14 protein-coding genes and 1 tRNA gene are annotated in these 25,450 nt (G+C 39.8%); 10 read left to right on the forward strand and 5 right to left on the reverse strand.

Going from position 1 to position 25,450, the window contains the following annotated elements:
- Positions 1–9 precede the first annotated feature (9 nt).
- The 5 genes from Q0486_RS12155 to Q0486_RS12175 all read left to right on the forward strand — a co-directional run bounded on the left by Q0486_RS12155 (position 10) and on the right by Q0486_RS12175 (position 5,373).
- Positions 10–91: transfer RNA gene (locus Q0486_RS12155), tRNA-Leu, on the forward strand.
- A 143-nt stretch (positions 92–234) separates the two neighbouring features.
- Positions 235–1,035 carry a UDP-2,3-diacylglucosamine diphosphatase gene (locus Q0486_RS12160; protein ID WP_299233711.1) on the forward strand — a complete coding sequence of 267 codons (801 nt, stop codon included), beginning with the start codon at positions 235–237 and terminating at the stop codon, positions 1,033–1,035.
- Positions 1,032–2,150 carry a glycosyltransferase family protein gene (locus tag Q0486_RS12165; protein ID WP_299233715.1) on the forward strand — a complete coding sequence of 373 codons (1,119 nt, stop codon included), beginning with the start codon at positions 1,032–1,034 and terminating at the stop codon, positions 2,148–2,150. The genes Q0486_RS12160 and Q0486_RS12165 overlap by 4 nt, the downstream gene beginning before the upstream one ends.
- A 108-nt stretch (positions 2,151–2,258) precedes the next feature.
- Positions 2,259–4,322 (forward strand): RNA degradosome polyphosphate kinase, encoded by a 2,064-nt coding sequence (locus Q0486_RS12170; protein WP_299233717.1) that lies wholly within the window; start codon positions 2,259–2,261, stop codon positions 4,320–4,322.
- Positions 4,323–4,434: 112 nt separating this feature from the next.
- Positions 4,435–5,373 (forward strand): Ppx/GppA family phosphatase, encoded by a 939-nt coding sequence (locus tag Q0486_RS12175; protein WP_299233719.1) that lies wholly within the window; start codon positions 4,435–4,437, stop codon positions 5,371–5,373.
- A 146-nt stretch (positions 5,374–5,519) separates the two neighbouring features.
- On the opposite strand, the gene Q0486_RS12180 is transcribed toward Q0486_RS12175, so the two are convergent.
- Together Q0486_RS12180 and Q0486_RS12185 are read right to left on the reverse strand one after the other, a co-directional pair.
- Positions 5,520–7,931 (reverse strand): TonB-dependent receptor, encoded by a 2,412-nt coding sequence (locus tag Q0486_RS12180; protein WP_299233721.1) that lies wholly within the window; start codon positions 7,929–7,931, stop codon positions 5,520–5,522.
- A gap of 84 nt (positions 7,932–8,015) precedes the next feature.
- Positions 8,016–8,597 carry a LuxR C-terminal-related transcriptional regulator gene (locus Q0486_RS12185; protein WP_299233723.1) on the reverse strand — a complete coding sequence of 194 codons (582 nt, stop codon included), beginning with the start codon at positions 8,595–8,597 and terminating at the stop codon, positions 8,016–8,018.
- A 275-nt stretch (positions 8,598–8,872) separates the two neighbouring features.
- Between Q0486_RS12185 and Q0486_RS12190 the strand changes: the two genes are divergently transcribed.
- Positions 8,873–10,792 (forward strand): family 43 glycosylhydrolase, encoded by a 1,920-nt coding sequence (locus tag Q0486_RS12190; protein ID WP_299233725.1) that lies wholly within the window; start codon positions 8,873–8,875, stop codon positions 10,790–10,792.
- A 66-nt stretch (positions 10,793–10,858) separates the two neighbouring features.
- Entirely contained in the window at positions 10,859–13,198 is a 2,340-nt protein-coding gene (locus Q0486_RS12195) for a beta-galactosidase (protein WP_299233727.1), read from the forward strand.
- 95 nt (positions 13,199–13,293) lie between these two features.
- Here the strand turns inward: Q0486_RS12195 and Q0486_RS12200 are convergent, their stop codons facing one another.
- The 3 genes from Q0486_RS12200 to radA all read right to left on the reverse strand — a co-directional run bounded on the left by Q0486_RS12200 (position 13,294) and on the right by radA (position 18,036).
- The gene (locus Q0486_RS12200; RefSeq protein ID WP_299233729.1) at positions 13,294–14,937 is read right to left on the reverse strand and encodes an FAD-dependent protein; all 1,644 of its coding nucleotides are present in this window, start codon (positions 14,935–14,937) and stop codon (positions 13,294–13,296) included.
- Positions 14,938–14,996: 59 nt separating this feature from the next.
- On the reverse strand, positions 14,997–16,562 hold the full coding sequence (locus Q0486_RS12205) for an ATP-binding protein (RefSeq protein WP_299233731.1): 1,566 nt from the start codon (positions 16,560–16,562) through the stop codon (positions 14,997–14,999).
- Between the two features lie 100 nt (positions 16,563–16,662).
- Positions 16,663–18,036: a DNA repair protein RadA gene (gene radA / locus Q0486_RS12210; RefSeq protein WP_299233732.1), complete on the reverse strand. Its 1,374-nt coding sequence runs from the start codon at positions 18,034–18,036 to the stop codon at positions 16,663–16,665.
- Between the two features lie 1,105 nt (positions 18,037–19,141).
- On the opposite strand from radA, the gene Q0486_RS12215 reads away from it, so the two are divergent.
- From Q0486_RS12215 to Q0486_RS12225, 3 genes are all read left to right on the forward strand, one after another.
- The gene (locus Q0486_RS12215) at positions 19,142–22,381 is read left to right on the forward strand and encodes a TonB-dependent receptor (protein WP_299233733.1); all 3,240 of its coding nucleotides are present in this window, start codon (positions 19,142–19,144) and stop codon (positions 22,379–22,381) included.
- Positions 22,382–22,395: 14 nt separating this feature from the next.
- Positions 22,396–24,162 (forward strand): RagB/SusD family nutrient uptake outer membrane protein, encoded by a 1,767-nt coding sequence (locus Q0486_RS12220; RefSeq protein WP_299233734.1) that lies wholly within the window; start codon positions 22,396–22,398, stop codon positions 24,160–24,162.
- 140 nt (positions 24,163–24,302) lie between these two features.
- Positions 24,303–25,439 (forward strand): cyclically-permuted mutarotase family protein, encoded by a 1,137-nt coding sequence (locus Q0486_RS12225; RefSeq protein WP_299233739.1) that lies wholly within the window; start codon positions 24,303–24,305, stop codon positions 25,437–25,439.
- The last annotated feature ends 11 nt before the right edge of the window (positions 25,440–25,450 follow it).

The following is a 25,450-nucleotide window of genomic DNA, read 5'->3' on the forward strand; positions in this document are numbered from 1 at the left end:
GCTTCTCACGCGCCTGTGGCGTAATTGGTAGCCGCGCCAGACTTAGGATCTGGTGTCGTGAGACGTGTAGGTTCGAGTCCTATCAGGCGCACGAAAAGGAAGATGTAAATGATGAGTAAATCAGAATTTACATCTTCCTTTTTTATTACCATAATGTATTACCTTATTAATCTAAACTACACGTCTTTGTAATATTGATTCCGTTATTTTGCATCAGACAAAAATGAAAAAGAGATGGAATTAAGACCACATTACAGAACAATCGTTTTATCGGATATTCACCTTGGTACAACTCATTCTAAAGTTGATGAGGTGAGTGATTTTCTTAGTACGGTAGATTGCGACCGGCTTATTCTTAACGGTGATATTATTGACGGGTGGCATTTGCAGAAATCGGGTGTAAGAAAGTGGAAACCACAGCACACCCGTTTTTTCAAGATTATAATGAAAATGATGGAAAAGTGTGGTACTGAGGTTATTTATGTACGTGGAAATCATGATGACTTCCTTGATAATCTTGTACCATTGCAGTTTTCTAATATAAGTATAGTAAAGGATTATATTCTGGAAAGTAATGGTCGTCATTACTTTGTCACTCATGGAGATGTTTTCGACAAAGTTACAACCGAGATGAAATGGTTGGCTAAGCTGGGCGATGTGGGTTATACATTATTGCTTTGGATGAACGGTATGTATAACAGATATCGTGCCAAACAGGGCAAACCTTATTTTTCATTGTCTCAGGCCATAAAGCATAAAGTCAAATCGGCGGTATCTTATATTTCCGATTTTGAGAAAGTTCTTGTGGATTTTGCACGTAAACGTGATTGCGATGGAGTGATTTGCGGACATATACATCATCCTGAAAACAGAATTGTGGATGGCATCCATTATTTGAATTCTGGCGACTGGGTCGAGACACTTTCTGCTCTTACTGAAGATGAAAACGGAGTGTGGGAAGTTGTAAACTACTCTGATGTGATCAATCAATTGAATAAGACAGCAAAACTTACAATTTTATCTGTAGCATCATGAAATTCCTTTTTATTGTTCAGGGAGAGGGGCGCGGACACCTTACCCAAGCCATAACTTTGGAGAATGTCTTGTTGAGAAGTGGTCATGAAGTTGTGGAAATACTTGTAGGAAAAAGTGAGTCCAGACGATTGCCCGGATTCTTTACTCGCAGTGTACACGCTCCGGTAAAACAGTTTGTAAGTCCTAATTTCCTTCCTACACCAACAAACAAACGAGTAAATATCACACGCAGTATACTATATAATGTAATTAAGGTTCCTGAATATTGGGAGAGCATGCGTTATATCAACGAACGTATATCAAAGACAGGTGCCGATATGGTCATTAATTTTTATGAGCTGCTTACAGGACTTACATATTTCTTATATCGTCCTGCTGTGCCTCAGGTGTGTATAGGTCATCAATATCTTTTTCTTCATAAGGATTTCGAGTTGCCTCAGAGGAATAGGTTTGGCATGAAGCTTCTCAATATGTTCACCAGGCTCACTGCATTGGGAGCAAAAGAGCATCTTGCACTTTCTTTCCGCAGTATGAAAGATGATGACAGAAATAGGATTAAGGTTGTACCACCTCTGTTGAGACGTGAAGTGTTCCGTCAGGAATCATCCGATGGAGGTTATATCCACGGATATATGGTCAATTCCGGTTTTTCGGAATGTATTATGCGTTGGCATAAGGAACATCCTGAAACCCATTTGCGCTTTTTCTGGGACAGATGGGATGAGGAGCCGGTCAGGAAAGTTGATGATACGTTGAGCTTTTATCAGTTGGACGATGTCGAGTTTCTGCGTCAGATGGCAGGTTGCAAGGCGTATGCCAGCACTGCTGGTTTTGAGTCTGTATGCGAGGCTATGTATTTGGGCAAACCTTTGATGATGGTACCTGCACACATAGAACAGGAATGTAATGCTTTCGATGCCATGAAAAGTTCTGCCGGTATTGTTGACAATGATTTTGATTTGAGCAAGCTGCTGGAATTCTCCGGGACGTATAAACCAGATGTAAGATTCAAGGACTGGGTGAACTCGGCAGAATATATGATAGTTAACGAACTGGAAAGCCTTGCCTCTACTGAATTTATGCCTAATATGTATATGGTGGAAGAATATATATAACAGAAGGCTTATTTTCTGTTCATTTACCTAACAATGTATTGATAATTTTTGTATATTGCAATAACAATGTAATATGTATTACTTTCCTTTGCACAAAAATTAGATATTATGGCAAATAAGAAGAAAGAAAATCCATATCTGGAAAGAGATATAAGCTGGATGTACTTTAACAGACGTATCCTTCAGGAGGCAACACGTCAGCATGTCCCTTTGCTGGAAAGAATGGCTTTCCTGGGAATATACTCAAATAATCTTGATGAGTTCTTCCGTGTACGTATGGCCTCGCAGAACCGTATTGCTGAATGTGAGGATAAATCAGCAGCCAAGGATAGTGAAAAGGCCAAGAAGATAATCAAGAAAATTACAAAACTGAATTCGGAATACGCCAAAGAATATGAAAAGGCGGTGGAAAGTGTCATCTCAGACCTTGAAAAAGAAAATATTTTCATTGTTGATGATGAAAATATATCACCCGAACAGTTGGAGTATATACGTTCATACTACAAGGATAAACTTAACGGATTTATCGTCCCTGTATGGTTCTCGGCTATAAAGACGCTAGAGTCTGAGACTGACGAAAACATCTTCCTGGCAGTCAAGCTTCAGAAAGATAATGGCACTAAGAATGTAGTCGATTATGCTTTTCTTGAACTGCCGGTAGGATTGTGCGGACGTTTTGTCCGTCTTCCGGATTGCGACGGAAAGAGTTACATGATGTATCTTGATGATGTGGTGAGATGCTGTCTTCCTATCGTTTTCGAAGGACTTGAATATACCAAGTTCGAAGCATACGCCTTCAAGTTTACCCGCGATGCAGAAATGGAGATAGACAATGACTTGCGCACAGGTACTTTGCAGAAGATTTCCAAGGGGGTGAAGAGTCGTAAGCGTGGTGAACCTCTACGTGTGATTTATGATGGCGATATGCCTAAGGACCTGATGAAGCGTGTCCTCAATAAACTGGATGTGGATTCATGGGATACTATCCTTTCCGGCGGTCGTTATCAGAATCATAAGGACTTGATGAAGTTCCCTGATTGTGGCAGAAAGAACCTGAAATATCCGGCATGGACTCCTATTATGAAAAAGGAGCTTGACGGTCCGGAAAGTCTTTTGTCAAAGATTCAGGAAAGAGACAGGTTTATCCATGTTCCTTATCATAACTTTGACTCATTCATCAGAGTGCTTCAGGAGGCTGCCGTCAGCAAGAGGGTTAACAGTATCAAGATTACTCTGTACCGTCTTGCCAAGGAATCTAAGGTGGTAAAGGCCCTTATCGGTGCTGCACGTAACGGAAAGAAGGTTACCGTGGTAATAGAGTTGCTTGCCCGTTTCGATGAGGCTTCCAATATAAGTTGGTCAAAGAAAATGCAGGATGCAGGCATCAAGGTAATATTCGGGGTAGAAGGCTTGAAGGTACACTCTAAGATTACCCACATCGGTATGAAAACTGGTCCGGATATAGCTTGTGTAAGTACAGGTAACTTCCACGAAGGTAATGCCCGTATGTATACGGACTGTGTATTAATGACAGCCTCAAGAAGACTTGTAAATGATGTCGATGCAGTATTCGATTTTATTGAACGCCCTTACACTCCGATAAAGTTCAAGGAGTTGCTAGTCTCTCCAAATGAGATGAAGAACAAGTTCATAACTCTTATCAATAATGAAATAAAGAACCGCAAGGCTGGAAAACCTGCATATATCAAGATAAAGATAAATCATATCACAGACCCTATAATGGTAGAAAAGCTTTATGAGGCATCTCAGGCCGGTGTGGATATCGATTTGGTGGTACGAGGAAACTGTTCGTTAGTACCTGGAATACCGGGAGTGAGCAGCAATATCAGAATTACAGGTATTATAGACCGTTATCTGGAACACTCTCGTATCTTTATTTTTGCCGCCGGAGGAGAGGAAAAGATTTTCATGGGTTCTGCCGACTGGATGCCGCGAAATCTTGACAACCGTGTAGAGGTGATTACTCCGGTTTACGATCCTGCCATAAAAGGAGAACTGAAGCGAATAGTAGACTATGGTTTGAAGGACACTCTTCAGGGACGTATAGTAGACGGATTTGGTGATAACAATTTCGTTGCTTTGTCAGAAAATGAAACACCGTTCCGTTCTCAAGAGGCTCTCTACGATAGCTATCTTGCTGAAAACGAATAGATATTATAGCTTGATTTTTCACAATGTTGCTTGTCGCTTGCCCGCAAGGGTATAGTGGCAAGCAATTATTCGCATTTATAAACTTACTGTTAAATTATAAAAAACGAATACTATGAGCAAGGAGATTGAAACAACACTAAATGGTGTGAATTATGCGGCTATCGATATTGGTTCCAATGCCGTACGTTTGCTTATCAAGCATCTTGAAGAAACAAAAGAAGGAGTGAAATTCTCAAAGGTACTGTTGTTGCGTGTGCCTCTTCGTCTAGGTTTCGATGTATTTTCAAAGAATAAAATCTCGGATAAACGTGCCAAGAATATGCTTCGTCTGATGAAGGCCTACAGTCATCTGATGAAGATATACGATGTGAAGGATTATCGTGCGTGTGCCACTTCGGCAATGCGCGATTCAAAGAACGGTCCTGAGATTATAAAGCGTATAGCTAAGGAAACGGGAATACAGATAGAAATTATCGACGGTCAGGAAGAGGCGAAAATAGTATACAATAACCACGTAGAATCTATGGACGACCGCAAAGGCAACTATATGTATGTCGATGTAGGCGGTGGCAGTACGGAGATAAATTTGTTGTCACAAGGTCAGTTGGTTTGCAGCCGTTCTTACAATATAGGTACTGTACGTATTCTGAATGAGGCTGTAAAGGAAGGCGAGTGGGACAGACTTAAGAATGATATGGCGGATCTGGCGAAATCATATCCCGATACTAACATTATCGGTTCGGGAGGTAATATCAACAAGCTGTATCGTATGATAGAGAAAAAAGACAAGAAACGTGCCCGTATGACTGTTGCCTCATTGCAGGAACTGCATAATGAATTGAAGCAGTACACTGTGGCGGAAAGGATGCAGAAGTTCAATCTAAAGCCGGACCGTGCCGATGTTATTGTTCCTGCAGGTGATATTTTCCTTACTATTGCAGGTATTATAAAAGCGACTTACATCTATGTGCCTGTTATCGGACTTGCCGACGGAGTGATAGACGGTATTTACTTGCGTAATAAATGGAAGGTACTCAATAATGAAATTTAATTGTTTCTGTGAATGTATTTAGGAACTTAGTATAATAAAAATATGAGTGTTTTATATTGTAATTTACTTTCACATCTTTCACAGTCATATACACAAAAACGGCGGAACAAATCGTTCCGCCGTTTTTGTGTATATGACTTATTATGTTAGAATCTGCATCTCAGGTCAACACCAATCTGCATCGGGCGTCCCATTTGTGCGAATCCTCTGTTCATCGATTCAAAGTAGAATGCCTGGTAGTCAGTGTTCAGTGCATTGTTTATCCAGATACCAATCTGTCCGTTACCTTTGTTCAGGCTTATACGTCCGTTCAGTGTGCCGTAAAGGTCCTGGTAAGCATTGTTCCGTTCTGTCCAGTAGATACGTCCTGCACCTTTGTAGTTTGCGTTTACAATTATGTTGTCCAGCCATGCACCGCTCTTCATACGGAAAATATACTGACCTCCAACAGTGAATGTATGTTTAGGAACGAAAGGAACGTAATTGCCATTATAGTTCACTTCATCGCTGACTACATAATCTGTAAATGTGGCATGAGTATATCCGTAATTACCGTTCAGACTGAATGCGTCAGTAATCTGAGCTTTCAAAGCCAGTTCTCCACCTATACTTCTGCTTTTTCCGGCATTGACGGTGATACGTCCAAGTCCGCTTGCCGCAAAACGTGAAATCTGCTGGTCATGAGTGTCCATATAAAAAGCGGCTATATCAGCTTGCAGACGTCCGTCTAACATGGTCATGTGAGAACCTATTTCGTAGTTCCATGAGTATTCAGGCTTATACATGGTTGTTTCCTGTATGTCAAATTCATAATGAGGAATTTTGTCACCTCCCATTTGTGAAACCATGCCATGGCTCTTTTCATCTAATGTGGCTATCATGCCGTTAATCATTTCACCCTGTACTATTTCTGAAAACATCTGTATGTTATATCCTCCCGAACGATAACCTTTTGTAACTGATGCGTAAATGTTATTGTTCTTATTAAAATCGTATTGTAAGGCGAATTTAGGTAATAACTGAATATAGTCGTGGCTTATATTACCGTTTACGTTAGGCGAAGATTTCAAGTCTTTGAAAGGCATTGGCATGACGGATATCTTGAAATCGAAGTTGATATTGGCGTTAGAGTTATAGTCCAGCCAATATCTCTCGTATTCCATTCTCAGACCTGCAGTAAAAGACAGTCCTTCAAAGATAATATCATTTATTGTTGATTGATGATATATACCTGTACTGAGCATTGGAGATTTGAAATTTCCTCCGATTAATATGTTATTGTCGGTTATGTCAAGGCTCATATCAGGCATCATCGGTTTTTCTTCCTTTATTTTCTTGAATATACCGTTCACGTTATCCTCCATTAATGAAGATATCCCGTCTTCATGGAAAGTCACAGGTCCTTCAGTATCAAGCCACTGATAGAAACCGCTCACCCCTGTAGTCCACTGCCATCGACGTCCCGGTTTTGATTTAAGCACAATTTCCTCACTTATGGTCTTTGAGTTTTGTCTCTGCGACATAGTGTATACGTTCTTTCTCGTGAAATCCTGATCAAGGTTCATTTCATCTTTCAGATACTGGAAACCGGTTACACTACTCAATATAAAGTTCTCAGCCTGATGTTCGATGTTCAGACCTCCGTTGAGGAGATGACGCATATATCCGCACTCGTTATTGTAAGCCACTTTTCCCAGGTCGCCTTTCAGGTCCTGATAATAGATGTCATTTTCAGAAATGTTTGTCAGCTGATAAGGATAACCTCCCTGATTGGAATATTCGTAATTTACAGTGAAATCCAGTTTAAGATTGTCTTTTGGCAACCAGATAGCTCTCATTCTTCCGCCTACTTCGTCACCTTTATCTATCTTCTCGTTATTACGTGCTACATTTTCGAAGAAACCTCCTTCGTGTTCATAGAAAGCACCTGCCGAGAAAGCGAATTTTTCTGAAATACGGTGGTAGTGGTTCACGGAAGCCTTGTAGTTATTATATGTAGCAGCTCCAAGGCTGAGGTCAGTACCCTGATATGTGAACGGCGACTTAGTGAATACACGGATAAGACCACCCATAGTGTTACGTCCGTACAGAGTACCCTGCGGACCTCGCAATACATCTATACGTTCTATATCTGAATAATTGAAATCAAAAGCAGATTTATCGATGAAAGGAATATTATCTACATATAGTCCTACGGCAGGAGTGTTGATTCTTGAACCGATACCTCTAACGTAAACTGAAGTGGTAAGTTTTGAACCGTAGTCAGGAATAAACAGGTTAGGAACAAGTCCTGACAGTGATTTTACCGATGTGACAGAATTGTTTCTCATGTCTCCCTGCGAGAATGATGTGGCGGAGAGAGGCTGTTGTCTCAATCTGTTATTTTCCTTAGGTGTAGCTATAACCACTACTTCTTCTATGTCTATCACTCTTGTTGTGTCTGCCGGTGCGCTGATGTTTTCGTTTGTGGGCAGACTGTAGGCAGGAGTCACTCCGGTTACAATTGTAACACCTGCCGCCATTAATTTAAATGTCTTTAGAGCTGTGCGTCTTCTCATTTTTCAGTCTGTATATGGTTTTTGTAATTCGTTTGCAAAGGAAATGCAAATAGCGAAAACGTACAATCCTAATTTATTATGATTTTAAATGCTGTCGGCATCTATGTATCCGTTCATAACAGCATAAATAGCCAGTCCGGAAACGGATTTTATTCCTAGTTTTTCAGTAATGTTTTTTCTGTGTGATATTACAGTTGTCATACTTATATTCAGCTTTTCGGCTATTTCCTTGTTTATATATCCTTTTGTTACTAGCACGAGCACTTCTATTTCTCTGGCAGACAGTGTGGAGGCACTGTCTTTAGGCTGAGGTTTGACAGGATGATGGGTCATTTCGTGTCCTCTGCTTCTCATTTCCATAAAGGCTTTGATCAGTTTTTCCTGAGGGAGGAATGTGTTGAGCACAGGGACACCGACAGGTATTTGAGGTTCCCCAGCAGAGAGCACAATACTCTTAGGCTTTCTTTCAAGGAAGAAAGTGGTATGCTCAAAATATATCGATATTGAAACGAAATAGTGGGCATACATGTCCGGAGTGTCGTCAATTAGAGCTTCGAATGAGTGGAACACACGTATGACGGCTTGCGGTATCAGTTCTTCCAAAATAGTCTGTAGTCCCAAAGCTGTGAGAGTATTTCTTTCTATGATGGCGATTTCAGGAGTCATATATTTATTGTATTATTTGTATCGGTAAGTTTTCATCGGCAAATATATGGTTTTTATATTAAAATTCTATCTTGTTTTTGAAATGAAGGTTATGATAGTGAAATATATAAATACTATATGATATTGATATCGATGACGCAAAAATGTTTGTTTTTAATAAGCTGAGTGTATTATATTACATGAATGTGAACGATTTACTATCTATTTTTAACCGATTTCTACCTATTCGTTTAATAGGTGTGTATTATCTTTGCACAAACCTTAACAAATAAAATATGAAACATAGGATTATATCTTTATTTTTTGCATTAATTATTTTGTGTCCTGCCTTTGCTGAAAAGGTAGAAGAAAAAGATTATGTGGCTTACCTTTTTACTTATTTCACAGGTGACCATATTAGTAAAGAGGCCGTATGTTATGGGGTAAGTTTGGACGGATACACATATTGGGCCTTGAATGATAATAAACCGGTTTTAGATTCCAAGGTTATCAGTTCTACAGGAGGAGTGCGTGATCCTCACATCTTAAGATGCCAGGATGGTAAGACTTTTTATATGGTTGTAACCGATATGGTGTCAGCTAATGGTTGGGATTCAAACCGTGCTATGGTATTACTAAAATCTACAGACCTGATAAATTGGTCACATTCTGTTATTAATATGCAGAAACGTTATTCAGGTCAGGAGAAACTGAAAAGAGTTTGGGCTCCTCAAACTATTTTCAATCCTGAAGCAGGAAAATATATGATATATTGGTCCATGAAATATGGTAACGGACCGGACGTTATTTATTATGCTTATGCCAATGCTGATTTTACAGATTTGGAAGGGGAACCTAAGCCTTTGTTTATTCCTGCCGATAAGAAATCCTGTATTGATGGTGATATAGTTTATAAAGATGGAGTATATCATTTGTTTTATAAGACAGAAGGGCATGGAAATGGTATTAAAGTGGCAACGACTTCTTCATTGACATCAGGCCAGTGGAAAGAGTGTGATGAGTATAAACAGCAGACTAAGGATGCTGTCGAGGGAGCAGGTACATTTAAACTGATAGGTCAGGATAAATATATACTGATGTATGATGTATATATGAAAGGTGCTTATCAGTTTACAGAAACAACAGATTTGGAGAACTTCAGGGTAATAGACCATGAAGTGAAGATGAATTTTCATCCTCGTCATGGTACTGTCATACCAATTACCCGTGCCGAACTTAAACGTATAACGGATAAATGGGGAAAGCCTGTCGAGCTGGGGGAAATTCCGAACAATCCTGTTTTACCAGGATTTCATGCCGATCCGGAAATCCTCTATTCTAACAAGACCGGTAAATATTACATCTATTCTACTACCGACGGACAGCCGGGTTGGGGAGGATGGTATTTCACTGTCTACTCTTCTGAAAATATGAAAGACTGGACATACGAAGGAGTAATGCTTGATTTGAAATCAGAACAGGTACCTTGGGCTGACGGTAATGCCTGGGCTCCATGTATAGAGGAAAAGAAAACAAAGAATGGCTATAAGTATTATTTCTATTACAGTGGAAATCCTAAAAACGGAGGAGGCAAAGAAATCGGTGTAGCCATAGCTGACGATCCGGTCGGACCTTTTACTGATTTGGGACATTCGTTTATAACAGAATCTCCTACAGGAAGAGGTCAGGAAATAGACGTAGATGTCTTTACGGATCCTGTCTCAGGCAAGACATATTTATATTGGGGAAACGGATACATGGCAGGAGCCGAACTTAATAAAGATATGGTTTCTATAAAGAAAAAGACAATAACTGTAATGACTCCTGAAGGAGGGACACTGCAGGATTATGCCTACCGTGAGGCTCCATACGTATTCTATAGAAATGGCCTGTATTATTTCATGTGGTCTGTAGATGATACCGGCTCTCCTAATTATCATGTGGCATACGGAACGTCTGATTCACCTCTCGGACCTATTAAGGTTGCCGAAGATCCTATTGTCACTATTCAGAATCCTGAAAAGGAAATTTATGGTCCGGCTCATAATTCAGTAATTTGCAAGCCTGGAACAGATGAATGGTATATAGTCTACCATAGAATTAATAAATTTTACATTGACAGGGAGAAATCTCCTGGAACTCACCGTGAGGTGTGCATAGACCGTTTGGAATTTAATGAAGACGGAACTATTAAAAGGGTGAATTTAACATTGTAATATAGGTATTGGTATTAAATATATTCAGTTGATTTAATTTTATTATAAGTAATACAGTGAAATTATATGAATAAGTTATTGAATCTAGGATTGTCTGTCCTGTTGGCTTTAGGTGTTGTTACAGGACTACAGTCATGCTCTGAAAAACAGACAGGTACTTTTGAAGTTGGCAAAGGTACATTCCTTTTAAATGGTGAGCCTATGGTAGTAAAGGCTGCCGAAGTGCATTATCCGCGTATTCCTCAACCTTATTGGGAACAGAGAATCTTGTCGTGTAAGGCTCTTGGTATGAATACATTGTGTCTTTACGTGTTCTGGAACCTTCATGAACAGGAAGAAGGCAAGTTCGATTTCTCAGGAAATAATGACATTGCGGCATTCTGTCGTCTGGCACAAAAACATGGTATGTATGTTATTGTAAGACCTGGACCATACGTATGTGCCGAGTGGGAAATGGGTGGACTGCCATGGTGGTTGCTTAAAAAACAGGATGTGCAGTTAAGATCACGCGATCCTTATTATCTTGAGAGAGTGAAGATATTTATGAATGAAGTCGGAAAACAGTTGGCCGATCTTCAGATTACCAGAGGTGGAAACATCATTATGGTACAGGTGGAAAACGAATTCGGCTCATACGGAACAGATAAACCATACGTATCCGAAATCCGTGATATAGTCAAGGGTGCCGGATTTACAGATGTTCCTTTGTTCCAGTGCGACTGGAGTTCCAATTTTACTAACAATGCGCTTGACGATTTGTTGTGGACTGTAAATTTTGGTACCGGAGCCAATATAGACCAGCAGTTTAAGAAACTTAAAGAGCTGCGCCCTGAAACTCCGCTTATGTGTAGTGAGTTCTGGAGCGGATGGTTTGACCATTGGGGAAGAAAGCACGAGACACGCGATGCCGCAACAATGGTAAGGGGTATAAAAGATATGCTCGACAGAAACATTTCATTCAGCCTGTATATGACTCATGGAGGTACTACATTCGGATGGTGGGGCGGAGCCAATAACCCTGCATATTCTGCTATGTGCAGTTCATACGATTATGATGCGCCTATAAGTGAGGCAGGGTGGACTACTCCAAAATACTTCCAGTTGCGCGATCTGTTGCAGCAATATGCTCCTGAAGGTACAACTCTTCCTGAGCCACCGGCTCCATTCCCGGTTATAGAAGTTCCAGCCATTACAGAATGGGAAGTGGCTCCGTTATTTGATAATCTGCCTGAGGCTAAGCAGACAGAAAATATCAAGCCTATGGAACAGTTCGACCAGGGATGGGGTTCAATCCTGTATCGTACTGTCTTGAAGAATGATATATCAGGAGTATTGCATATAGACGAAGTTCATGATTGGGCTCAGGTCTTTGCCGACGGTAAGTTGCTTGGCAGACTGGACAGACGCCGTGGCGAGTTTACTCTTGATTTGAAATCAACTTTGAAGAAAGGAACTCAGCTTGATATACTTGTTGAGGCTATGGGACGCGTAAACTTCGACAAGTCAATTCATGACCGTAAAGGTATCACAAACAAGGTAGAAGTCGTTTCAGGTAATAATGCTCTTGAGTTGAAGGACTGGATGGTATACAATCTTCCTCCATTCTATGAATTTGTAAGCGATAAGAATTATCAGAAAGGAAAAGCATTGGATGTTCCTGCTTATTATCGTGCTACATTCAATCTTGACAAGACAGGTGATACATTCCTTGATATGCAGACATGGGGCAAAGGTATGGTATGGGTAAACGGACATGCTATGGGGCGTTTCTGGGAAATCGGTCCTCAGCAGACATTGTTCATGCCGGGCTGCTGGCTGAAAGAGGGAGAGAATGAAATCATTGTACTTGATCTTAAGGGTCCTGCTGAAGCTAAAGTTGTCGGTCTGACTAAGCCTATTCTTGACATGCTTCGTGAAAAAGCTCCTGAGACTCACCGTAAAGAAGGTCAGAATCTGAACCTGAAAGGCGAAACACCTGTACACGAAGGACGGTTTGCTCAAGGTAATGGCTGGCAGGAAGTCAAGTTCGCTTCACCTGTGAACGGTCGCTTCTTCTGTCTGAACGCTACATCAAACTATGATGGGAACAATATTGCAGCTATAGCCGAATTTGATGTTCTTGGAGAAAACGGCAAGCCTGTTTCCCGTGAAAACTGGAAGATCGCATACGCTGATAGTGAAGAAACACGTAGCGGTAACCGTACTGCCGATAAGATTTTCGACCTTCAGGAAAGTACATTCTGGCAGACTGTCGACAATACGGCTTATCCACATCAGGTTGTTATAGACTTGGGTAAGGAATATAAAGTTACAGGTTTCCGTATGCTTCCTCGAGCTGAGAAAAATGCTCCAGGCTTGATTAAGGACTATTCTGTATATGTAAAGAAAGGAAATTTCAAATATTGATTTATTTGAGGGATTGAAATAACTTATAAAAAATGCTGTCTGATGAAAAACTTTATCGGACAGCATTTTTTATATAATAGGAATTCTGTTTTTCTTTATTTGCCCAAATAGTTGCTTACAGCCTCCGCACATCTCTCTCCGTCAACTCCGGCCGATACTATTCCTCCGGCATAACCGGCACCTTCACCGCAAGGGAAAAGTCCTTCTACCGTGACATGCTGCAGCGTTTCGTTGTCGCGTACAATTCTGACAGGCGCCGATGTACGTGTTTCCACTGCAATCATCACCGCATCGTTGGTGAGGAATCCGCGCGAACTTCTGCCGAACATTTCGAATCCTTTGCTCAGACGTCTGCTGATGAATTCAGGCATCCAGAAGTGTAGTGGAGACGATATGATGCCGGGGCTGTAGGAAGTGACAGGAAGGTCGTAGCTTAGTTTCTTTCTTGTGAAATCTACCATTCTTTGTGCGGGAGCAGTCTGTCGCATATTTGCCTGTTGCCAGCATATCTGTTCCAGTTTTTCCTGGAACTGCATCATTGCCAGAACCGACTGTTCTCCATCCTTGGCAGTCTTGCGTATCAGTTCTTCTGTTTGCTGTTCTGCAGAGCCTTCAATCACTTCGCATGCCTGCAGTTGCAGGGTAGGATCGTTCAAGTCTTCAGGGCGAATTTCTACTACCATACCCGAGTTGCTCCATTTCGTACCACGGTTACTCGGGCTCATTCCGTTAACGACAAGCTGGTGAGGACCGCTTGCTGCCGGAACCACAAAACCGCCAGGACACATACAGAAGCTATATACACCGCGTCCGTCAACCTGCTGTACGAAACTGTATTCAGCTGCCGGAAGGTATTTGCCTCTTCCGTTCTTGTTGTGATATTGAATCTGGTCGATAAGCATTGACGGATGTTCCAGACGTACACCTACGGCAAGACCTTTAGTCTCCATCTTCACGCCGTTTGCATATAGCCAGCGGTAAACATCGCGTGCAGAATGACCGGTGGCAAGTATCACCGGACCTCTGAAAGTCCTTCCGTCGTTGGTTTCAATGCCAACAACCTTGTTCTTCTCTATTATAATGGCATCCATTCTGGTTTTGAAGTGAACTTCTCCGCCGCATTCCAGAATGGTATTTCTCATGTTTTCAATCACCCTCGGCAGTTTGTCTGTTCCGATGTGTGGATGCGCGTCTATAAGGATTGAAGTGCTGGCTCCGTGCTGGCAGAACACATTCAGAATCTTATCCACATTGCCTCGCTTCTTGCTTCTTGTGTAAAGCTTACCGTCGGAATATGCACCTGCGCCACCTTCTCCAAAACTGTAGTTTGATTCGGGATCAACCTTATGTTCGCGGCTGATTTTAGCCAGGTCTTCTTTTCTTTCGCGCACGTTCTTTCCGCGTTCAATTACTATCGGACGCAGACCAAGCTCTATAAGTCGCAGTGCGGCAAACAGTCCTCCCGGACCCGCGCCCACTACAATCACCTGAGGCTTTCCGCTAACGTTTTTGTATTCAGTTGGAGTATATTCCTGTGTGTCCGGAATCTCGTTGATGAATACCTGCACTTTAACATTCACATATATTGTACGCTGACGTGCGTCGATACTCTTCTTCAGTACCCTCACAGCATTTATTGTTCTGATGTCAAGCCCCTTTTCGCGGCTGATGTATGTCTTCAGCGACTGTTCGCTTGCAGCCTGTTCAGGCAATATTCTGAGTTGATATTCGTTTACCATTTTGGGGTGGAGTTGTTGGTTTTTAGTTTTTAGTTGATGAGTTTGGACTGGTTTTTATGTTATACATATTTCCAATCACTTACTGTTCCTGTCTCTGATGAGAATCCTACACCTATTTTATAGAGTTGGCGGTTGTCTGTTTCGTATTCACGTGCATATCCTTTTTCTTCAATCTGTTGAAGAGCTTCTGCAGCAGTACCATCCAGCTTGAATTCGAAAATGTAAATGTATTGTGGAGTTTCTACAATACAGTCCACACGTCCCTGGCTTTGCACTTTTTCCACATAAACAGTATACACGCTCACCATTCTCATAATCAGGTAAAAGGTGTATTGGAAATAACGTTCCCGTTCATTTTCGTCTTCCTTTCGGCGCATTGTATATGGAATACTGGCCAGAAAAGCCGTAAACATAGCTTGCAGTTTTTCCACTTCACCGGCTTCAAGTTTTTCAACCAATTCATCTATCCAACCTTCTACACGTTGTTTTGGCTTCAGATAGGAAGTTGCCAACATTGTAAGGAATCCGTTTTTTACCTCATTATTTGGGAAATCAAGCAAAAACTTGTTCATTCTCATATTGTAGTCCTTTATCGTGAGATAGCCACTTTGATATATCATAGGAAGAGGTTTTTCTATGTCGGCTTTATAGTCTACGAACTCTTCAGGACGATAATATTTGCCTGTCAGTTCATTCAAATTTTCGTTGAAATGAGTTAGTAGGCGTATAAGATATGTAGGTGTACCTGAGCGGAACCAGTAATCATACACCCGTTTGCTGTCAAGAGCGTTCAGCAGGCTGAATGGATTATAAATGTCTGTCATACGGTCGCTGAAGTGATAACCGTCGTATTGCTGTTTCAGACGTAATTTCATTTCCTCAGGATTGCATTTATATTCTATAGCCATGTCAGCAATAGGTTTGAGAAAATAATGTTCAATCTCCTCCAGAGTGATACCGCATAAAGCTTCGTAGCGTGTATCCATACTGATATCCTTAGGTTGGTTGAAACCACTGAATACACTTACTTGCGAGAATTTGGTCACACCGGTAAGCAAAACAAACTGCAGATGTTCGTCTGCTCCTTTAAATACAGAATAGAAACCTTTCAGTACGTTACGATGACGATCTTCCAGAGTCGAATTAATATCTAGTACATCCAGAATAGGCTTATCATACTCATCAATCAGTACTACGGCACGATGTCCTGTTTTTTTGTGTGCGGCTTCAAGTACCTTTATGAAACGTCCTCCCAAATCAAGTGAGTCACAGTCTGATGCTAAGCCATACATTTCTTCCCAATCGGATACATATCCATTCAGGCGTTTTTCCAGAACACCTTCATCTGTAAAGTTGGAGCCATTGAAATCTACATGGAAAACAGGATACACATTCCATTCTTTCTCCAGATTCTCTATGGCTAATCCACGGAATAACTCCTTATGCCCCAGGTAGTAGTTTTTCAGTGTAGAAACCAGCAAGCTTTTTCCAAAACGGCGCGGACGGCTGAGGAAATAAATGCTACTCTCATGGGTGAGATTATAGATTAACCCAGTCTTGTCAACATAGACAAATCCGTCTTCAATGATACGGTCAAAACTTTGTATTCCGATTGGATATTTCATAAGTGTAGTTTTTTTCAATATCTGCAAATATAGCGAAATGTGTGGGTTAGCACAAATGGAAAACCTGTTTTTCTGAGTTGATATTTGTTTTCTATAATATTCATCCGAAAAGTTCTCTGAATGCCTCTTCTACTTTTCTTACAGGAACAAGTTCAATCTTTATTTTCTTTTTGTCCAGTCCTTGCAGATTATGTTTCGGCACCAGCATACGTGTGAAACCAAGTTTCTCGGCCTCGCTAATCCTCTGTTCGATTCTGTTCACGGGGCGTATTTCTCCGCTCAGTCCAACTTCGCCTGCCATACATACTCCCGATTCTATTTCTGTGTCCATATTACTGGAAAGAATGGCGCTTATCACAGCCAGATCGATAGCCGGGTCGTTAACTTTCAGTCCGCCGGCGATGTTCAGGAACACATCCTTCTGGGCCAGTTTGAAACCCACACGTTTCTCCAGCACGGCAAGCAGCATGTTCATTCTTCTGATATCGAATCCAGTTGCCGAGCGTTGAGGCGTTCCGTAAGCAGCAGTACTTACAAGTGCCTGTACTTCGATAAGGAAAGGACGTATCCCTTCTGTGGCGCAAGCTATGGAAATTCCGCTCATTCCCTCATGGTCCTGGGTGAGCAGCAGTTCCGACGGATTGCTTACCTGACGCAGACCGTCCTGGCGCATCTCGTAGATACCCAGTTCTGCCGTACTTCCGAAACGGTTCTTTATGCTTCTCAGTATTCGGTACATATAGTGCTGGTCGCCTTCGAACTGAAGTACTGTATCGACGATATGTTCCAATACCTTAGGCCCGGCAATGCTTCCTTCCTTGTTGATATGACCAATCAGTATGACCGGAGTTCCCGTTTCCTTTGCGAATCGCAGTATTGCTGCCGAACATTCTCTCACCTGTACTATGCTTCCGGGCGATGAGTCAAGATTTTCTGTAGAAATAGTCTGTATGGAGTCTATAATAACCAGATCCGGAGCAGTACTCTTTATATTGGCGAAAATCTGTTCCAGTGAAGTCTCGCATGCTATGAGCAGTTCGCTTTCTCCGTTATGCTTTATTCTGTCCGCACGTAGCTTGAGTTGTCGCGCACTTTCCTCGCCGGAGATATACAGTATTCTTTTGTTGGTCAGATGCAGGACTGTTTGCAGAACGAGAGTTGACTTTCCTATACCCGGTTCACCGCCAAGCAATGTGAGCGAACCTTGCACCAGTCCTCCACCGAGCACTCTGTTCAGCTCGTCGTCCATAAGGTCAATTCTCTGTTCGTCCGATGAAACAATCTCCCTGAGATATTGTGGTTTTGAACGAATGGATTCAATACCGTGGGCAGCATGCTTTGCCACAGGTGTTTCCTTTCTCACCACTTCTTCCGAAAAAGTGTTCCACTGTCCGCATGAAGGACATTTGCCAATCCATTTTGGTGACTCCTGCCCGCAGTTTGTGCATACGAATACTGTCTTGTCTTTTGCCATTGTTTGTACTGGATTATGGTTGTTATGCAAAAGTAATGAAATGTAAGTGTTGAGGCAAATGAAAGACTTAGTTTTTCAATTTCCCTATTTAGGGACTAGATTCTGTTGGAAAAATCAATTGTTAATATCAATCTGACAAATTGATAATTTTGAGTGTATGAGAATATTAATTTTTGAGTTGATGTACAGGCGATTGGAAAATTTTAAATTATGAGTAAACGGTGTTTTGCTGAATGGTTTGTCTTTGCTTTAATTTGGTTTTGTTTTGTTGTTGTATATTCTATAATTTTGGAAATTTGCTTTTATTAATTCTTTTGTGGTGTTATTCCGATATTTTAATTTCACCAGTTTCCCTTTATCAAATAGAGATGAAATCGTCAGTTTTTCAATAAATTTTGAGTGTTTGATAAGTCTTATAAAAATGACAGCCCATTCAAATTAAAATGTTTTGTCGTTTAATTTGAAATGAACTGACATTTTTTCGATGTTTTTCTAATAGATAATTGTTAAATTTTTGAAGTGCTTTAAGAACTATGCCTAATTAAGTGTTGTTTTTATTGATTTTTATTTGATTGAGGTTAACATTTTTCTTCTGGATGATGAAAAATTTTAAATATAAATGTAGCTCATTTTTCGATTTCAGTTGCAAAATGAAAGTTAATTGGTATGCTAATGTCTATATGGATTATGTTACTTATCATTGTTTGGAAATTGGATTATTAGGAATTTGTTAATATTCTCTTATTATATATTTTGAATGTCTGAAAACTGAAAAAACTAATAAAACAAGATACGTAAAAACAATTTTTTTTCTTAATATCGGCGTATTTTTTTGATTTTTGGATATGTTGTATGGAATTATTTTATATATTTGCTCCCAGAATGATTATTAAAAAATGCAAAGTGGAAAAAAGTATCTGAAGTATGCAGAGAATATTTAAGTAGCTTTGCTTTGTTATTATTATGTACCCTAAATTTATTTGTGGTATTTTGAATGTATTAGACATAAAAACTTACTTAGGCTTTTTTAAAGGAAACTATTAATTAAGGAAAATCTTTGCTTTAAAAGATTTTATATATTTATTAACTTTAAAATATAATGGCTATGTTGAAAAAAAACAAATCGGTCAGTATGTTGTTGACTCTGGCAGGTATTTGCTCTACAGGAGCAGTGTATGCAGTTGCTGTGCCTGATGTGGATGACATCCAAAGTGTGCAGCAGGAAGCAACATGTACTGGTGTAGTGAAAGATGCAACAGGTGAAACTGTTATCGGAGCTTCGGTTTTGGTTAAAGGTACAACTAATGGTACTATTACAGGTCTTGACGGAGATTTCTCTTTGTCTAATGTAGAGAATGGCAGTGTTATTCAGATTTCTTTTGTTGGTTATAAGACAGTAGAAGTGGTATGGAATGGACAGCCAATCAATGTAACCTTACAGGATGATTCTCAAGCTTTGGAAGAAGTTGTTGTTGTGGGTTACGGAACACAGAAAAAGGTGAATTTGACTGGTGCTGTAGCTATGACAGAGGGTGATATGTTGCAGGATCGTCCTATTGCAAATTTGGCTCAAGGTTTGCAAGGTGCTATTCCAAACTTGAACATTACTATGCCAAGTGGTAATCCAAACGCTACCGCTACATTTAATGTGCGTGGTATAACATCATTGAATGGTGGCTCGGCGTTGATATTGGTTGATGGAGTAGAAACCAATGATATTTCGTTGTTGAATCCTCAAGATATCGAGAGTGTTTCTGTATTGAAAGATGCATCTTCTGCTGCAGTATATGGTGCACGTGCTGCTTTTGGTGTAGTTCTCATTACGACTAAGAAGGGTAAGAAAGATCAGAAAGTTACGGTGAATTATAATAACAACTTTTCATGGTCGGCACCGTCACGTTTGCCAGACGGAATTTCTTCAGATAAATGGATTGATGCAGTACAGTTGGCTAATACAAATACTAGTGGTAGTGGCTACTTTAGTCAGGAGTTGGTAGATGCAGTTCATGCTTACTGTAAAGATCCAAGCCGCCCGTCTGCTTTTTTGGATGAAACAGGTGCCTTTACAGCGAAAGGTCAATGGGCTTATGCAGGAAATACTAATTGGTTTGATGAGTTCTACAAGAGTGCAGCTTTCATGCAACAGCATAATGCAAGTATTCAGGGTGGTACAGATAAGAATACTTACTATGCATCAATCGGTTATAAAGGACAGGATGGTTTGTTAGCTTATGGTACTGATACATATAAGCGAATCAATATGTCGTTTAATTTTACTACTCAGGTGACTAAATGGTTAGAAATAGGATTCCGTGCGAAATATAATCGTAGTGAATCTGATGAACCTAATGCTTATGCTTATATGAGTAGTTCTCCTTATTATGAGGTATATCGTTCATTCCCGTTTATTCCTGTTTATTTACCAGATGGAGAACATTTTGCAGCAATGGAAGGTAGTAACTTCAACTACAACTATGCTGGTATTTTGGAAGAAGCCGGACGTGTAAAGAATGTATATGATGATATTTGGTATACAGGTTCATTCAATATTACTCCATTTAAAGGACTTTCTATAAAGGGAGATTATACAGGAAACCGTTTTTTCCGCACTCAGCGTGAACATCTGAAAACTATTTATCAGCTAAATCCTGATGGTTCGCAAACGGCAAAGATGCCTACAAATAAGGCAGGATTAAGAAAGTATGATGATACATACGAAGCTTTGAATGTTTGGGCTGAATATAAAAAACAAATAAAAGACCATTCATTCTCTATTATGGCCGGTTATAATCAGGAACGTAAGAATACCAGTAATATGTATGGAGTAGCTGCCAATCTGTATTTGAATGATTTTCCGATTATTGATATGGCTAAGGATAAGGAAACATTGAGTGAGGAAGCTACTGTTTGGGCTGTTCAAGGTGCATTTTTCCGTTTGAATTATGATTATAAAGGAAAATATCTTGTAGAATTGAATGGACGTTATGATGGTTCTTCAAAATATGCTTCTGGTAGTCAATGGGGTTTCTTCCCATCAGCATCATTAGGTTGGAGACTCTCTGAAGAGAAATTCTTTGAACCAGCTCGTAATGTTTTTGAAAATGTTAAATTACGTGCTTCTCTCGGTTCTTTGGGTAATCAGGTAACAAATGGTAATTTTGATTACATTGGAACAGTTGGTAGTGAAAGTTTGAATTATGTGCTTTCTGGCAAGATACCAACCGGTATAACTCCTGCTACATTGGCATATAATAATGTAACTTGGGAAAAGGTTACTACAGCTAACTTTGGTATTGATTTAGGATTCTTAAATAACCGTTTGACTGCGTCCTTCGATTATTTCTTGCGTTATACAGATGATATGGTGGTATCTAAGGCATATCCGAATAGTATGGGTACAAGTGGTGGTAAAGAAAATCTTGCAAGTATGAGGACAAATGGATGGGAGCTTTCTTTGAATTGGAATGACCGTATTGATGATGTGGCAGGAAGTCCGATGGATTATAATGTGGGAATAGGTATTTCTGATAGCTACTCAACCATTACAAAATATGATAATCCTACAGGTACATTGAATGATCTTTATGAGGGTATGCGTCTGGGAGAAATTTGGGGTTATACTACTGAAGGATTTATAAAAGATGCATCTGAAGCTGCAGAACAGTCTGTACGCCAGTCATATATATCTAATACATGGATACCTGGAGATATCCGTTATGCAGATATCAATGGTGATGGAGTTGTGAACGAAGGTGATAGTAAATTAGGACCTATCAATACATTGAGTAATCATGGTGATAAGACTATTATAGGTAATCAGACACCACGTTATCGCTTTAATATTAATTTGGGTTTAAGCTGGAAGAACTTCGATATACGTGCTTTGTTTGAAGGTGTAATGAAACGTGATTTGTGGCTAGGAAACGAAGTCTTTTGGGGATTTAGCGGTGTATGGAATAGTGCGATAAATGATTATCATGTGGATAATTCTTGGTCTGAAGATAATCCTAATGCTTATTATCCTGTACCTCTATGGAGTGACAGAAGCCGTAAAACTCAAACTAAATATCTTCAGAATGCAGCTTATATCCGTTTACGTGATTTGACTATTGGATATACACTTCCTAAGAAATGGTTGGAACCTGTAGGAATTTCTCAGTTGAAGATTTTCTTCAGTGGTCAGAATTTATGGGAGGCAACAAGCTTGTATAAGTATGTAGATCCAGATATGACTGGAAATACTTATCAGAAGTCATCTGATGGAATGGTTGGTACATTGAATTCGGATATGAAGCAATATCCGTTCTGCCGTTCTTATTCATTTGGTATTAATCTAACATTCTAAAAAGATTTACGATTATGAAAAAAATAACTATATTAAGCGGCTGTTTATTTACAATGGCATTTGCTAGTTGTAACTTTCTGGATAGAGAACCGCTGGATGCTATTGGTAAAGAACAATTCTTTGCAACTGCCAATGCAATAGCATTAGAGCAGTATTGCAATGATTTTTACCCTAAATTGATTGTTGGTTATGGAGCGCCGAAGAGTTATGATTGGGGTATGTTGGGAGAAGATTTTACAAGTGATGATGTTTTGCCTTGGGAACGTAATGCGACAAGTTTTGGTTTGGCTACAGTTCCTTCAAGTGCAAACAATACCCAGTGGAAATGGGAGAATATCCGTGCTTGTAATGATTTCCTTGAGAATTACCAGCAATCTCCAGAAAGCCAAGAGGTAAAACAGAAATATGCAGGAATGATACTATTCTTTAAGACTTTGGACTATTTTAATAAGGTAAAGGCTTATGGAGATGTACCATGGTTTGATAAAGTGATGAATCCTGGTGATGAGGAAATGTATAAAGCACGGGATTCACGTATCTTGGTAATGGACAATATGCTGAATGATATCGATCAAGCTATTAAGTGGTTACCTAAAAAAACGGATGTAACTGTAATTAGTAAGGATGCGGCATTGGCTTTAAAAGCTCGTATGTGTTTGTTTGAAGGTACATGGCGTAAATATCACGGATTGGAAAATCCGGAAAAATTCTTGAAAGAGGCTTATAATGCAGCTTGTGAATTGATGAAGGAAGAGTATGGATATTCTCTATATAAAGGTTCAAGTCCTGCTACAGCTTATCATGAATTGTTCTGTTTGCCAGACCAGTCTAATAATCCTGAGGTAATTTTGTCAAAAGCTTATGATCCAGGAATTGATAAAGGAAATAACCTGACTCGTCAGATTTTTGTAGGTGAAACTCCTTTGGGTATGAGTAAGAATTGTGCTGATTCTTATTTGTGTGCTACAACAGGTATGCCTATCTCTTTGTGTAATTGTCCTGGTCATACACAGCATACAACATTGATTGCAGAATTAGCTAACCGTGACCCTCGTTTGTTACAAACAACTGCTACTCCAGATGTGACAGATGTCGATCATTGTTATTATATGAATGGAAAAGCTCCTAATATTGCTTCAGTTACTAATACTGGTAATCCTAGTAGATGTGCAACAGGTTATCCGATTGTTAAGTTTTATAATGCAGAAGAGTATAGTGCTTCTCATTATCAGGGTACTGAAGATGCACCAGTTTTCCGATTGGGAGAAATCATGTTAATCCGTGCTGAAGCTGCTGCGGAATTAGGTACAATTACTCAGACTGACCTTGATGAGACAATTAATGAATTACGTAAACGTGTTGGCTTTAACAAAAAATTGGAATTGACAGTACCGTTTACAGATCCTGTAATTGAGGCTGCATATCCGAATGTATCAGGTAATAATGCAAAACTGATTCGTGAAATTCGTCGTGAACGCCGTATAGAGATGTTTGCAGAAGGAGTACGTTACGATGATATTCGTCGTTGGAAATGTGGAAATTTGTTGACAGCTCCACGTTTAGGTATAATTATTGAAGGAGCAGGGTATTCAGATGAAGAATTGGCTGAATTGAAGGAAACTGTAGGCGTGAATTCAGATGGTGCTTTGACAATTTATGAAAAGCGTTATGCCGGTCAGAGTCCTACTCCGGTATTCGAGGATCCAAAACATTATCTTTCACCTATTCCTACCGATGAAATCGGTAAAGCTCCTAATATTAAACAAAACCCAGGTTGGTAAAATTAAATGTTCGGTTGATATGATTTTAGAAGATTAATCTAACTTTGAATTTAAGAAATTACTCAGGCTTACTTTTTTTAAAATAGTATGCTTGAGTAATTTCTTTTTTAATAGCATTTATAATATCATCATCTTTAGAAATGAAAAAGATAGTATTCTTTATCTTACTTTTTTTATGTAGTATTCGTGCTTTTTCTGGAGAAAGAGAATGTACTACTAACTGTTATCAAGGAACAGCATTAAATAGTAGTGGCTTATACACTCATTTTGATAAATTTCCCAAATATCCTATTTCTCACGGAGTGTCAGCACCTTTTGCCGGTATAATTAATGACTGGATGATTGTAGCTGGTGGATGTAATTTCCCTGATGTTCCAGCTGCAAAAGGAGGTAGAAAGGTATATTACAGCGAGATCTATGCTATAAATATGAAGGAATATAGCAAATGTTGGAAGCTGCTTGGGCGATTGCCACAGAATATGGCATACGGAGCTACAGTAGTAATAGAAGATGAGATTTATTTTATCGGAGGCGAAAACGAGAATGGAAAGTTGAACTCAGTTTATAAGGTTTCTTTGGACTGTAAAACCTGCAAGGTGGATATTGAGACTCTTCCTTCCATTCCTGAATGCATAACCAATTTGTCCGGAACAGCCATCGGCAATGATATTTACATTACTGGTGGTATAACAGAGACAGACAAGAACAGTATGTATCGCATATCAACACTTTTACCTGGTAAATGGGAAAAGCTTGCCTCTTATCCCGGGAACAAGAGAATACAAAGTATACTCCTTTCTGACGGTAAAAACGAATTGTATCTTATAGGTGGATTTGAGTTGCCTTCAAAAAAGAAAAATGCTGTACTTTCGAATGATATATTGTGTTATAATGTTGAGAGTCGTTCTTGGGATAAATTTGTTGAACTTCCTTTAGACGATGAACTAGAGAAACGCTGTATGGTTGGTGGAAGTGGTGTCGTACATAAAAATATGCTTGTATTAACAGGTGGTGTGGACTATACCATCTTCAGTAATGCTATAAACGGTAATGTTCCTGAAGGCTACTTGGAGAAACCTGTGGGATGGTATAAATTCAATAGTGATGTATTGTTGTTTGATTTAAAAGAGAAAACATGGAAGGTTGTTAAGAATGTAGAGGGAATGGCTAAGGCCGGCGGTGCGCTTCTGGAGTATGAGAATGTGCTGTATATGATTTGTGGTGAGACAAAACCTGGCATCAGAACAGATAAGATTGTTACTGTTCCTTTATTTTAAATTTCTTGATA

Source organism: uncultured Bacteroides sp. (assembly GCF_937912035.1).
In the GTDB taxonomy this organism is placed as follows: domain Bacteria; phylum Bacteroidota; class Bacteroidia; order Bacteroidales; family Bacteroidaceae; genus Phocaeicola.